Origin of the sequence: Actinopolyspora sabaoui (genome assembly GCF_051225635.1) — a bacterium.
Taxonomy (GTDB): Bacteria; Actinomycetota; Actinomycetes; order Mycobacteriales; family Pseudonocardiaceae; genus Actinopolyspora.
Genome location: NZ_JBMIHH010000003.1, coordinates 393,668 through 406,736, shown reverse-complemented (window position 1 = coordinate 406,736; position 13,069 = coordinate 393,668). Strand labels below are relative to the sequence as shown.

Below are 13,069 nucleotides of genomic sequence, written 5' to 3'. Positions count from 1 at the left end.
CGGGCGCGATTCGATTGGACGGCGATGCGCATAGCGATGTTGGGTACGCGGGGTGTTCCCGCGCGATACGGTGGATTCGAGACCTGCGTGGAGGAGGTCGGCGCCCGGTTGGTTCGGCTGGGCCACGAGGTCACCGTGTACTGCCGCGACGGCAACGACGAGGACGAGGCCGAACGGATTCCCGAGTACCGGGGAATGCGGTTGGTACGGTTGCCCGCTCTCCGCAAGAAAACCCTGGAGACGCTGAGTCACACCGGGATCTCGGTGGGCCACCTGCTGCGGAATCCACCGGACGTGGCCGTGGTTTTCAACGCCGCGAACGCGCCGTTCCTGCCCTTGCTGCGCGCTCGTGGGGTGCCGGTGGTCACCCATGTCGACGGTTTGGAGTGGAAACGTGCCAAGTGGGGGAGGCTCGGGTCCCGTTACTACCGGGCGGCCGAAGCGGCGGCGGTTCGCTGGTCCGACGCGCTCATCGCCGATTCCCGGGGAATCCAGGAGTACTACGCACAGCGGTTCGGCGTCGGCACGGAATACATCCCCTACGGCGCTCCCGTGCTGGACACGATCGGCGCCGACACCCTGTCCGAGTACGGGCTGCGGGCCGGGGAGTACCACCTGGTGGTGGCGCGTTTCGAACCGGAGAACCACGTGGACGTCGCGGTGGCCGGTTATCTCCGGAGCGGTGCGGTGCACCCGCTGGTGGTCGTGGGGGCGGCTCCTTACGCGGATTCCTACACCGCACACGTGCGCAGGCTCGCGGCGCGCGGCTCCGGGGTGAGGCTGCTGGGGTCGGTCTGGGACCAGCGAGGTCTCGACCAGCTCTACGCGAACGCGCTCACTTATGTTCACGGGCATTCGGTCGGTGGCACCAACCCGTCATTGCTGCGAGCCATGGGGGCCGCGACAGCGACGTCGGCCTACGATGTGCCGTTCAACCGGGAAGTGTTGGGGGAGCACGGTGTCTATTTCACCGACCCGGTTTCGTTGGCCGAATGCTTCGACCGTGCCGAGGAGTTCCCACAGGACACGATGGATCGTGGGCGTGCCCAGCTCGCCGTGCTGCGAGGCAACTACGACTGGGATGCCGTGGCACGTGGGTACGCGGAACTCGCGGAACGGTTGTGCGCCCGTCGAGTCTTCCCGGTAACGGGGAAGGTGTCGCGGTTGTTCGGCCGCGCCGTGGCCGGCCGTACCGAATCGCGGCGGAGTCAACCGGACAGAAAGGAGTGAGATGTTACGTCGTAGCCGAAGAGTTGGCGCGGCTTTTGTCGGGATCCTCGGGCTGGGGCTGTTGACCGCTCCGGCGGGGGCGGCCGAGCAACAACCACAGCCGGTCACGGCCGGTGCGTTGCCCACCCCGCAGACGAACGGGATCGTGCTGTCGATGGCGATCGTGGGCGACACCGTCTACGCGGGCGGTCACTTCAGCAAGGCCCGGCCCGCCGGGGTCTCTCCGGGAGGCACGGGTGAAGTCATCCGGGACAACCTGTTGGCCTTCGACATCCGGACCGGGCAGCTGCTCGACTGGTCCCCCTCGGTGACCTCCACAGCGTTCGAATCCAGCGCGGATCCCGGTCCGCTGTGCGACTCGCTCGGCGAGAACCGCTGGCGATGCGACACGGTTTTCAACGTCACCGCCTCTCCCGACGAGAGCAGGGTTTATGTCGGGGGTGACTTCGACCGCATCAACGATCGGTGGCGCTCCAGGGTGGCGTCCTTCGACGCGGCCGACCGCACACTGGTGGACGGGTTCGACCCGACGGTGGCGGGTCGCGTACGGGCCCTCTCGGTCACCGAGGACACCGTCTACATGGGAGGTGCCTTCGACAGCGTCGACGGCACCGACCGCACCAGGCTGGGCGCGGTGTCCACCGCGGGAGACCTGCTGCCGTGGAATCCCACCGTCGACGCTACTGTCCACAGTATCTCGGCGGTTCCGGGACAGCAGCGCACGCTCATCGGCGGTGCCTTTGACAAGGTCAACGGAGACTCCCAATCCGCGCTGACGGCTGTCGACGACGCCACCGGTGCGAACGTCTCCTGGCAGTGGGAGGCGCCCACTCCCGAGGACGTGGTCACCGATATCGACACCGACGGTAATGGCCGTGCCTATTTCGGCGCGTACAACTGGAATAGTGACGGCTCCGTTCGCTTCGAGGGTCGTGGTGCCGTGCGCATCGACGATGGTGCCACGGTTTGGATGGACGGGTGCTACGGCGACACTCAGTCGGTCGCCGTTTCCGAGGGTGTGGTCTACTCCGCGTCCCACACGCACTCCTGTGCCGCGCTCGGGGCGTTTCCCGAGGACGGGCCGATCGATTACCAACGGTTGACCGCGGAGAGCACGGATGTGGCCGGTACCGCGGCTGCCAACCCGAACCACGTGGCAGAGGGAGACCCCGTTCCCGCGTTGCTGCCCTGGCTGCCCAACACCAATGGTGGCCCCGCGGACAGCCCCTGGCAGAACGGCACGTGGACGATCGAAGCGAGTTCGGACTACGTCGTCGTCGGTGGTGAGTTCACCACGGTCAACGGCGCGCAACAGCAGTCGCTGACCCGGTTCGCGGCGCGTTCGGTGCCGGAAGCGGTCCACAACGGTCCCCAGGTGCCGTTCCGTGCCCCGAACGTGCAGCGACAGTGGCCCGGCGGGGACGTCACGATCGAGTGGACCGGAACATGGGACGCCCAGAACCGGGCCATTCGTTACGAAGTGGTGCGGGTCGGTGCGTCCGAGCCGATCCACACGGTGACGAAGGAGTCCTGGCCGTGGTCGCGGCCCACCATGCGGTTCACCGACACCCAGGCTCCCGACGGTAGTGTGGAGTACTGGATCAGAGCCGTCGACGCCGACGGGGCGGCCATCGGTTCGCCACGGGGCAGTACGGATTGGTGAACGACCGTCACCGGCCTGGCCCGCCTGGATGGCGGACCAGGCCGGTCCCTCAACTCCCGCGAGTTCCGGGGTCGGTCAACAGCCCCACATCCGGATGCCGGTACGCCCGCACGCCGAGTTCCTCGGCGACATCCCCCGGTAGTGGGCGCCCGGCGCCGCTACCCACCGCGCCGGCACGCAGTCTGAAGTCGTCACTGTCCGGCGCGCGGAACGGATGACGTTCGGTGCGTTTCGATGTGCTGTGTTCGCCCTGTCCGGTTGCTTCGGTCAGTTCGGCCAGCGACTCGAACCGGCTGTGCTTCTCCGCACCGTGGTACCACTCCGCGAGGTAGGGCTCGTCGCTCCGCAGGTAGACGTTGCCGTCACTGCGCGATACGAAAGCCGGAGTCCGCACGTCCGCTGCTTTGTCGCCACCCATCCTGATGAACGGTTGATCGCGAGCGGTTCCCGCGAAGAGATTGTTGACGACTTCGGTATCCGCGGTGATCCAGCTCTGGCCGAGTTCGTGACTGTAGGGATCGGAGGATGGAGGACGCGGATCGTTGTATATCCCCAGGGAGCTGTGATTCCGCCAGAAGGTGTTGTTGAAGAATCCGATGTGATCGGAACTGGAGATCTTCACTCCGAACCGATCGTTGTGCGAGGCCAGGTTCGAGGCGAACAGTGCCCGGGAGGAGACCTCGTAGTAGAAGCCGTGCTTGACGTTGCCCCGCGCGGTGTTGTGCACGATCGTCGCGTCGCTACAGCCCAGGTCGCACCACCAGCCGGTGCCGATGTTGTTCAAGAACGAGTTGTGCTCGATCAGCGCTCCCCGGGTACGCGTCATCTTCACACCACCGGCCCCGATCGCCGGGCCGGAGAGGGCGAAGCGCTCCCTGTTGTTCCGCAGCACCCGGTTGTCCACCAGTCGCACGCCGTGCGCCTCGTTCGACATCAGCCCCACGAGGCCGTTGTCGGCGATAACGTTGCCGTCCACTTCGGCGTTCGGGGCGAACACGGCCACCCCACTGGAGGCCGACCACGCGAACGCGTTGTCGCGCAGCACCACGTCGGCGGCGTTGACGACCACCATCGCCCCCCTTCTGCCGTACTCCTGCCGGGAGGCGTAATGCGCGATCCCGATACCGTGCAGGCTGCTGCCCGCAGCACGGGGACCGTCGAACTGCAGGAGCCACGGATGCACGCTCGCCTCGACTGTTTCGCCTCTCGGGTCGGAGCCCAACAACAGGGTGTTCTCGGCGGCGTCGACGTAGAAGGTCCCCGGCGTGACTTCCCCACGAGCCGCCACCTGCCGCAACGGTTTTCCGTTCAGGAAGACCATGTCCGGCAGACCGGCGTTCGGGTGTCGTGAATCGATTATCCTCGGCAGGTAGCAGTCCCGGCAGTAACCCGGCGACCAGCCTCGGTGCAGCCACCCTCGCGTGGTGCGGGTCCAGTCCGCGATGATCTCGCTGCCTTTCAACCACACCTGTTCACCGGGGAAGGATCTGATCCGCAACCGGTTGCGTACGATTCCCACACTCTCCCGGTACGTTCCTTCCCGGAGCACGATCGTCGAGGGTGAGCCCGCCCGCTCCACAGCCGCCCCGAGAGTGCGCAACGGTGCTTGCCTGGTGCCCGTCGCGGCGTCGGAGCCGTCGGTGGCCACGAACAGCGCGTCCGGGGGCACCGGCGTGTTCGTGCCGGGAACCTTGGGGAGCGGGGAAGCGTCGGGGAGCGGATGCCTGTCCACCGTTTCCGCCGTTCCGGAATTGATCCGCACCAGGATTCCCGCGAGCACGGCCGCGGCACACAGCAGGATCGCTCCCGAGGCGAGGACGAGTCGGTTTCGGTGTCTCTTCGTGCGCGGAACCAGCGGAAACATTTCGGGTTGGCCTCATCGGGTCGTCGTGTGGTGCTCGGTCAGCCGCCGGGACGTTCGGGTACCGAGATCCGGTCACGGAGTGCGGTGCTGGACACGTGTGCGGTGTACGGGAAGTACACGATCCTGACTCCCACGGCTCCCAGGCTGTTCTCCAGGGCCTCGCCCCGTTCGGTGTCCTTCCAGTCGTCACCCTTGATCAGAACGTGGAAACCGACCTTCCGCCATGCCAGGAACTTGTCCAGATAGGGGTCGGCCACCGCGTTGTCCACGTGCCGGACGCTCGCGACGATCTCGATTCGTTCCTCGAACGGAACGACGGGATGCCTGGCTTTGGCTCGCAGGATCATCTCGTCGGTGGCGACACCGGCGACGAGCCGGTCGCAGATCGAACGCGCTCGCTGCAGAATCCGGAGGTGGCCGATGTGGAACATGTCGTAGGCGCCGGGCGCGTATCCGATCACCGGCATGTTCACCGTCCCGATTCCGGTGGGCACAGTGCCCGCATCTCGAGGAACCATTTCGGTAGTGCCAGGCAGGCGAAACAGAAATGTGCCGCGAACAACATCGTGTACACCGTGAAGAAAGGAATCCTGTCACCCAAAAGAATGAAGCACAGGCACAGCACTCCATAGTCGGTCGGTGCGACCAGTAATGACTTGACGATTCCAGGTGTCGTGGAATTCGTCGAAGGTGCGGCGGGCGGTCTCGGATGTGCGCGCCGCAACTGGTCGTTGAGAATCATCGCGAAGAACAACACGCTTTCGGTCACCGCGAAACCGAGTGGAACCAACAACCACGCGCTCGCCGTGTCCCCGAACCGAAACGTCGAGAGCAGCACGGCCAGGTGCAGCACGGGGATCTTCGCGCTGTCGACGATGTGGTCCAACCATTCCCCTGCCGGGTTTCCGCCACCCCGCAGTCTGGCCAGCTGCCCGTCCGCGGAGTCGAGCGCGTAACCGAGCAGCAGAGCCAGCGCGACGATCACACCCAGTGTTCGGGAAGGAGGAACGGTGGCCAACCCGAGGATTCCACCGAATGTGAACACCGCGCTCATGGTGGTCACCTGGTTGGGGGTAAACCCGGCCGGGTAGGCCGCGGCGGCGAGATAACCGCCCGCCTTGCGGTTGATGAACCTGGAGTACGCGGGTGCTCCGCCGGCGGATTTCTGCGCTCCGGGGAGGCGGTGTAACGCTTCCCGGAACGCCGATTCGGCCCGAACGTTCCCCGACCGGGAACCACTCCGTAAGGCAGGTCCGCGCACAGGATCTCCTTCGTCGAAGGTACTCGTAGCTCTGTCCGAATACGTCACCCGGATCCGGGACGGGCCGTTATCGAATCGATGTTTCCGATGAGTGTTCACTCGAGAAGACGGAGAAATCGTCGTGTGCTCCGAGCGGGCGGAAACTTCACGATTCGTCAGACTCTCGGACGTGCCCGGATACTCGTCAAGCGGGCGCTGTTCGTTACACCGTTATCGTAATCATGGTGTTCGCCTCGGGGAGTGACACCGTTACCCCGCCCTCGGCGTAAGCTACCCCGCGGAGCGCGCCGACCGGCACGTTGTTCGGACACTTCGGACCGGTCGGAATCGGGTAATCCTCCGCTCACTGGTCGGGCCCCACGGAGGCTATCGTGATCGGTGCCGCCGTACCCCGTGCCTGTCGTCGCGGTGACCAGCTCGATCGTGACCGTCTCCGGTGGCCGCTCACGCGTCGAATGGAGCTCGCATGAATGAACCCCTGCCCGCCCCGAACATTCTCGGCGCGTTATGGCGCTATCGATTGAGTTCGCTCGGGATCGTCCTCGGCACCGTGCTGGTCAGCGTCCTCGTCGCGTTGACCGTGGGAAGTGCCGGAGTGGCCGAGGCCCGCATCGTGCTCAAGGCCCCCGATTCGGCGCAGGCGCTGGGTTTCGAGGTCACGAGCGAATCGGGGTTCGTGCGATACGTCAACCAGCGTGCGCTGTTCGTGACCTCCGATCGTACGCTGGGAACCGCCCGGGAACGGCTCGGCGGGCAGGAGACGATCAAGGAACTTCGTGAGGCGGTCACCGCCAAGGCCTCCGACAACGGTGACTCGATTCTCGTGCGGGTCGACATAGGTGATGCCGAACGCTCCACCGAGATCGCCAACGCCGTGGTGGCCGCCTACCAGCGGGAGTCCAGGGCGGAGGTCTCCGCGGCGGCGGACAAGGCGTTGCAGGCGCTGCGCAACCGACGCGAACAGTTGGTGGCCGACATCGCCGAATCCGGTTCCGGCACTGATTCGGCCTCCAGCCGCACCATCAGCGAGTTGGACCAGCGCATAACCGAGATCAGGATCGCCTCCGACCAGTTCGGCGATGGTGTGTCCTTTGTCGACAAGGCTGTTACCGACTCCTCGGGCGTCCTCACCGCCCTGCTACGTGACGCGGTCGTCGGATTCGCGGTGGGAGTGCTGTTGGCAGCGACGGTCGCCTGGGCACGCGCCGATCGTAACCGCAGAGTGCGCGACGCCGCGGACCTCGCGCGGTTGTCCGACGAACCACTGCTGGGTGAGGTGGAAGCCCTCGGCGAGGGAGAGACCGCTCGGTTGCACAACCTGGTGGTGCCGCCGCTCGGGTCCTACCGCCTCGTTTCCTCGGTACTGCGCAACACCGTCCGAGGTGGACTGGTGGCTGTCACGGGAGTTTCCACCGGGGACGGTGCCACCACGACGGTGCTGCAGGTGGCGGGAGCCGCCGCCCGGGACGGGCTTCGGGTGTTGGTGGTGGACGCGGCTGTTCGGACCAGGGAACTCTCGCACAACGTCGCGTTGCAGAACGACTGGTACGGCATGGCCCCCATCGCCACCGGTGCGGCGACCGTGCACGCCTCCACCAGGGTCATCGAGGTGGGACCCGGTATCGAGTTCCGAGTCATCCCCGCCGGGCGTGCCAGCGAGGGAGCTCCCGACTACTTCCGCTCCTCACTGTTGCGCAGAGCGATGGTGGAGGCCCGGGGTGGTTACGATCTCGTGCTGGTCGATCTGCCGCCGCTGGAATCCGCCCCGGAGGTCAGTGCCCTGGTCCCCGCCGCGGACGGAGTCGTGCTCACCGTCCGCAAGGAGCGTTCCGTGGCCGCGTTGCGCAGGGCACGTGAACGGATCGAGCTGCTGGGTGGCAAGATCGCCGGTTACGTTTTCACCTTCGCTTCCCAGAGCTCGCCGACTACGGCGCAGCCCACCGAGCAGCAGGGCGAGGCGCAGGGGCGAGTTTCCGCGACAACCGTTCACCGAGGTGGACAGTGACCTCGTACCGAACTCCCGGATGGCTTCGTGGCCAGGTGCGGGACGGTGTGGCCGGAGTGGCGGCGCAGGGGATCACCGCCGCCACCAGCCTCCTCGTCCAGCTGGTCGCGGCCGTTTCGCTGGGACTGTCACAGTATGGTGTCTTCGCGGTGTTGCTCGCCATGCTCGTCGGGGCCAACGCGCTCTACATCGGCTTCGTCTGTGACAGCTTCACCGTTTTCGACCGGCACGAACCCCGATACCGTGCGGCACTGGTCAGCGCGGCGCTGCTGGTGGCCGCGTTGTGCGTGTCGGGTGCGCTGGTACTGGCACTGACGTTCTCCGGTGGTGGGCTCCGGCTGGCTGTCCCGTACGCGCTGCTGGTGGGCTGCAAACTGGCCGCGGAAACCGTACGCAGACTGTTCGTGGTCCGGGTCTCCTTCCACGCCCTGCTGCTCAACGACGTGTGTTCGCTCCTCGTCACCGCGTTGGCGCTGCCGGTGCTGTCGGCGGTGGCTCGGGACCCCACTCCGGCGATGCTGTTCGGATCGATGTGCTGCGGTGCGTTCGCCGCGATGTCGCTCGGCTTGTGGCAGTTGCCCGGTTACGAGTGGCGTGCGCTGCGCCCGGGGGTCGCGGAACTGCCGGGGCTGGCCCGGTTCGCGGTGTGGCGAGCCCTGCAGTCCGGACTGCGTCCGCTGACGTTGCTGGCCGCCAGGCTCTCGGTGGTCGGGCTGATCTCCACGGCGGCTGTCGGGGTGCTCGAACTCGCCCGGTTGGTGGTCGCTCCGGTGCAGGTCGTGATCAACGGCTCGGGAAGCCTGTTGCTGGGCAAGCTGGCGGCACGCGAGCGGGGCGGTGACCGACGGGACCCGCGTCTGATCGGAAGGGCCGCCGGGCTGCTGTGCGGTGGCACGGTCCTCGCGGGACTGCTGATCGCGGTGCTGGCCCTGCTGCTCGCTCCGCCGTTGTTCGGCAGGAGCGTCGATGCCGGGGCCGTGTTCGGTTGGGTGGCCTATCTCGCCTTGTGGGCGGCGGGACTTCCCTATGCCACCGAGCTCGTGACCCGACGCATGTCCCGTGCGGTGTTCCTCCCACGGTTGACGGACTCGGTCGTGGGGCTGGGCGTGGCCACTACGGCGCTGGCGCTCGGCGCTCCGGTGGCCGCGTTGCCTTGGGCGTTGGCACTGGGTGGCGGATATGCCGCTTATCGGCTGCGGACGTTGGTTCGGTCCGAACCGGGTCTCCCGGCGGCCGCGGCGGAGCCTGGGGGCTACCGCGCGCGGTGAAGTGTCGACACCGCCGTCGTGCGGCCCCGGTTACTCACTCGGCGCCGCACGACGGTGCTCCGTGCCAACCGCACCGAGGAACGGTTCAGTGCGCGTAGGTCGGTGTGATCACGGCACGCCCCAGGGTGTGGAAGGCGAGCATGAAGTTGACCACGGCCGGAGTGGCGGTGCTGTCGACACCGAGCTTCTCGCTGTCGACCGCGTTCACCGCGAAGTAGTAGCGGTGTGGACGGTCGCCTTCCGGGGGAGCCGCGCCGCCGAACGCCTGCTCGCCCACGTCGTTGCGCACGTGGAAGGCGCCCTCCGGTACGCCGGTACCGCTTCGGTCACCAGCACCGGTCGCCAGGTCGGTGACCGAGGCCGGCACGTCGACGAGTACCCAGTGCCAGAACCCACCGGGGATGGGGGCGTCCGGGTCGAAGCAGGTGATCACGAAGCTCTTCGTGTTCTCGGGGAAGCCGTGCCAGGAAAGCTGCGGCGAGATGTTGTCGCCGCCGGCTCCCATGCCGTCGTACGCGTGGGCCTTGGCCATGGGTTGGCCATCGGTTACGTCTTTCGAGGTGACCGTGAACGACGGCACTTCGGGCAGCAGACTGTAGGGATCGGGATCGATGGGACGCTCCAGGCTCATTGCGTCTACCCTTCTCGTCGATCGGATTTCGGTACACCTCGGCCGGAATCGCCGTTCTTCGGTGATCGGCCGCTTCCACCGTAATCATCGCTCCGACCTCGATCGTGGGCACTCCCGTCGAGCTCCCACCGGTCCGGTTCGTCTTTCGGCGCTGTGCCGGAAACGCCATTTTGTCGCTCGATCAGGTGAGTCGTTGTCCAATCCCGGCTTGCTGCTGAGCTCTCAGCGGCGAGGTCGTAGACACTGACCGCGACGGCCCGGTTACGAACGACCACCAATGCGCGAAATCCGGTACTCGTTTTCCGTTACCTCCGGACCACGGTTCCGGAAAGCGGTGACCGCTACAGGGAGCTTCGAATGCGACGACGCTTGTGGCCCAACCTTCCGGCTGTGCTGTTCGTGACTCTCGCGTTCTGGGTGGTGCTTCCCACGACCACGGTTGCCACCGAGGAACCACCTTCCGAACTGAACACGGCATCGGCCACCCCGATCGTCGGAGGAAAACCCGCCGACATCGACCAGTACCCTTGGGTGGTTTATCTGAGCGACTCCCGGGGAAAGCAGTTCTGCGGTGGTGCGCTGGTCGCCTCGGACAAGGTGCTGACCGCGGCACACTGTGTGATCGACCGTCGAGCCCCCAGGGTCGACGTGGTGGCCGGCCGGGCAGACAAGAACAGTCAGCGAGGCAGGGTCCTGGGAGTGACCGACATCTGGTCTCATCCCGACTACAGAAGTCCCTACCAGGGGGCCGACGTGGCGGTGCTGACACTGCGGGAGCCTGTGTCACGTTCGGTGGTGAAGTTGGCCACCCCGAGCGACGACGGCCTTTACGGTGACAGCACCGAGGCGACCGTGCTGGGTTGGGGAGCCCGTTCCGAAGAGGGACAGCACTCGGACGTCCTGCACCGGGCGACGGTTCCGGTGGTCGGTGACGCCGAGTGCGCCAAGGTCTACGACCGCCAGTTCGTGCCGAACGCGATGGTGTGCGCGGGGTACCCCGATGGGGGAGTGGACGCTTGCCAGGGTGATTCCGGCGGTCCGCTGGTCGTCGGGAACAAGATCATCGGCATCGTCTCGTGGGGCGTGGGATGCGCCCGCCCCGGAAAGCCGGGGGTCTACACCGAGGTGGCGGCCTATACCGACCGGATACGGGCCCGGTTCTGACCTCGGAAGACTCGCGTCGGGCCGTTCAGCCGACCACCAGTCCCACGGAGATCCCCAGGAACGCGGCCGCGCTGACCACGTCGAGTGAGTTGCGGATGCTCGGTTTCCGCAGTCGGCCCGCCACGCGGGAGGCGCCGAGCACGATCGCCAGCTCCCACACGGCGGCCAACGACAGGAAAACGAGCCCGAGCATCGTCAGCTGCAGGGCCGGACTGCTCGCGGCTCCCACGAACTGCGGCAGAAAGGCCAGGCTGAACAGCAGCATCTTGGGATTGGTGATGTTGCTGAACAGCCCCCGCAGGTACGGGTTGGCATCCGGCGTCGCCGGGGCGTCACCGAGCAAGTCGGCGGTGTCGCCGTGCCGGGAGCGCCAGAGTCCGTGCAGGATGGTCGCTGCCAGATAGATCAGATAAGCCGCTCCCACCCACTTCAGCATCGAGAGCACTTCCGGCCTGCTGGTGACGAGTGCTCCCAGGCCCGAGATCACCAGGGCCACCTGCACCAGGCTCGCGGTGTGTATGCCCGCCAGGGTGTACAGCCCCGGCCGTGTCCCGAACCTCATAGAGGTGCGAAGCAACAGGAACGTGTCCACGCCGGGGGTGAGTACTACCGCCGTGCTGATGAGCACGAAGCCCGGCAGGGTTCCCGGATCCAGCAGCATGCCGTTCCTTTCCGTACGTGACCGTGGCCGATTCGGGTCGTCGACACACGTTTCACCGACAAGAGGTCACTTGTGGACGACAGGTTTCACACGTTCGAGGGAGATCGTGGGGCCCGTCTCGTCGCTTGCCGGACTGCCCGGTTGGTGTTTCAGGATTAATGCCGCGCAAAGTCCGACCAAGAAGCAACTTTTTCGCCTGAAGGCGAGTATAACGAAAAAAATTACGCTACAGCTGTGAGTTGTCCCTCCTGTGTTCGGTGCAACAACAGGCGCTACGTTCCGTCGTGGATTCAACACGCTCGGGCAGAACTGGAGACCACTGTTGTGGGTTCACGGCGGCACTTCCCTCGAGGAGGCCAATCGACCGCTGCGGTGTCGACTCGGGGTGCTCGTGTGCTGCCTGGTTCCGTTGCTGTGGGCCGTGCAAACCACCACTGTGGTTCAGGCGGAACCGATGGCCGAGCGCGGTGACGTGCGGGGCAGAATCGTCGGTGGTACCGCGACCGCCCCGGAGGCCGCACCCTGGGCCGTCGCACTCACCGACTCCGCCGGGACCCACTTCTGCGGGGGTGCGCTGGTGTCCGCTCGTGAGGTCGTTACCGCGGCGCATTGCACGCTCGATCCGGCAACCGGTGCGGCCAGGAGAATCACCGACATCCGGGTCGTGCTCGATCGCCGCGATCTCCGAACCCGGGAAGGCGAGGTGATCGCCGTCGAAGAGGTGTGGCGACACTCGCGGTACGAGCACTTCACCCGTGGTTACGACGTCGCCGTGCTGACCCTGCGGAGCAGGGCCCCCGCGCCGCCGTTGAAACTGGTGGCCGCCGAGGAGCGGGAGCGGTATCGGCCGGGCACCACCGGCACCGTTTACGGCTGGGGACGCACCGCCGAGTCGGAACCGACCTCACCGGTGCTGCGTTCGGTACGGGTTCCCGTGATGTCGAACTCCCGATGTTCCCGGGCATACCCGGGTTTCGATCCCGGCGCGATGTTCTGCGCGGGATATCCCGACGGAGGCAAGGACGCGTGCGGCGGGGACTCGGGAGGGCCGTTCGTGGTCGACGGCAGACTGGTCGGGCTGGTCTCCTACGGAAGTGGTTGTGCCCGCCCCGGCTTTCCGGGGGTTTACACGCGGCTCTCCTCCTACGCGACGAAGATTCGCGATGTCGCGGTGACTCCCGTCCGGTGAACTCGCCGCCGGGGCGGAGTGGTCCGTTTCGGGAAAACCGGCCACGACCACTCCGCTCCGGTGAACGGGTGCCGGGCGCCGCGGGAGAGGTGCCCCTCATCATCGGGAGCGTCCCGGGGCACGGCCGTCAGTC

The 13,069-nt window shown here is 66.4% G+C and carries 11 protein-coding genes; 6 read left to right on the top strand and 5 right to left on the bottom strand.

Annotation, left to right across the window (positions count from 1 at the left end; all coding sequences use genetic code 11):
• Positions 1-24 precede the first annotated feature (24 nt).
• Both ACOQFL_RS06920 and ACOQFL_RS06915 read left to right on the top strand, forming a co-directional pair.
• Positions 25-1,230: a glycosyltransferase gene (locus tag ACOQFL_RS06920; protein WP_435543249.1), complete on the top strand. Its 1,206-nt coding sequence runs from the start codon at positions 25-27 to the stop codon at positions 1,228-1,230.
• Between the two features lies 1 nt (position 1,231).
• Positions 1,232-2,893, top strand: a complete 1,662-nt coding sequence (locus ACOQFL_RS06915) for a hypothetical protein (protein ID WP_435543248.1) — start codon at positions 1,232-1,234, stop codon at positions 2,891-2,893.
• A 49-nt stretch (positions 2,894-2,942) separates the two neighbouring features.
• Here the strand turns inward: ACOQFL_RS06915 and ACOQFL_RS06910 are convergent, their stop codons facing one another.
• Genes ACOQFL_RS06910 through ACOQFL_RS06900 form a run of 3 tightly spaced genes read right to left on the bottom strand, consistent with a single transcriptional unit; the run spans position 2,943 to position 6,018 of the window.
• Positions 2,943-4,757: a right-handed parallel beta-helix repeat-containing protein gene (locus ACOQFL_RS06910; protein WP_435543247.1), complete on the bottom strand. Its 1,815-nt coding sequence runs from the start codon at positions 4,755-4,757 to the stop codon at positions 2,943-2,945.
• A 38-nt stretch (positions 4,758-4,795) separates the two neighbouring features.
• On the bottom strand, positions 4,796-5,224 hold the full coding sequence (locus ACOQFL_RS06905) for an FAD synthase family protein (RefSeq protein ID WP_435543246.1): 429 nt from the start codon (positions 5,222-5,224) through the stop codon (positions 4,796-4,798).
• A gap of 2 nt (positions 5,225-5,226) precedes the next feature.
• Positions 5,227-6,018, bottom strand: coding sequence for a CDP-alcohol phosphatidyltransferase family protein (locus tag ACOQFL_RS06900; protein WP_435543245.1), 792 nt, complete (start codon positions 6,016-6,018; stop codon positions 5,227-5,229).
• 466 nt (positions 6,019-6,484) lie between these two features.
• On the opposite strand from ACOQFL_RS06900, the gene ACOQFL_RS06895 reads away from it, so the two are divergent.
• The gene (locus ACOQFL_RS06895) at positions 6,485-8,023 is read left to right on the top strand and encodes a cellulose synthase operon protein YhjQ/BcsQ (RefSeq protein ID WP_435543244.1); all 1,539 of its coding nucleotides are present in this window, start codon (positions 6,485-6,487) and stop codon (positions 8,021-8,023) included.
• The gene (locus tag ACOQFL_RS06890) at positions 8,020-9,291 is read left to right on the top strand and encodes a hypothetical protein (protein ID WP_435543243.1); all 1,272 of its coding nucleotides are present in this window, start codon (positions 8,020-8,022) and stop codon (positions 9,289-9,291) included. Before ACOQFL_RS06895 ends, ACOQFL_RS06890 begins: the two co-directional genes overlap by 4 nt.
• 85 nt (positions 9,292-9,376) lie before the next feature.
• Here the strand turns inward: ACOQFL_RS06890 and ACOQFL_RS06885 are convergent, their stop codons facing one another.
• Positions 9,377-9,922, bottom strand: a complete 546-nt coding sequence (locus ACOQFL_RS06885) for a YbhB/YbcL family Raf kinase inhibitor-like protein (RefSeq protein ID WP_435543242.1) — start codon at positions 9,920-9,922, stop codon at positions 9,377-9,379.
• Between the two features lie 357 nt (positions 9,923-10,279).
• On the opposite strand from ACOQFL_RS06885, the gene ACOQFL_RS06880 reads away from it, so the two are divergent.
• Positions 10,280-11,086: a S1 family peptidase gene (locus ACOQFL_RS06880; RefSeq protein WP_435543241.1), complete on the top strand. Its 807-nt coding sequence runs from the start codon at positions 10,280-10,282 to the stop codon at positions 11,084-11,086.
• A 25-nt stretch (positions 11,087-11,111) separates the two neighbouring features.
• On the opposite strand, the gene ACOQFL_RS06875 is transcribed toward ACOQFL_RS06880, so the two are convergent.
• Complete coding sequence (locus ACOQFL_RS06875; RefSeq protein WP_435543240.1) at positions 11,112-11,747, bottom strand: LysE family translocator; 636 nt, start codon at positions 11,745-11,747, stop codon at positions 11,112-11,114.
• A 322-nt stretch (positions 11,748-12,069) separates the two neighbouring features.
• Here ACOQFL_RS06875 and ACOQFL_RS06870 point away from each other — a divergent pair, with 322 nt between their 5' ends.
• Positions 12,070-12,936, top strand: coding sequence for a S1 family peptidase (locus ACOQFL_RS06870; RefSeq protein ID WP_435543239.1), 867 nt, complete (start codon positions 12,070-12,072; stop codon positions 12,934-12,936).
• Positions 12,937-13,069: the final 133 nt, after the last annotated feature.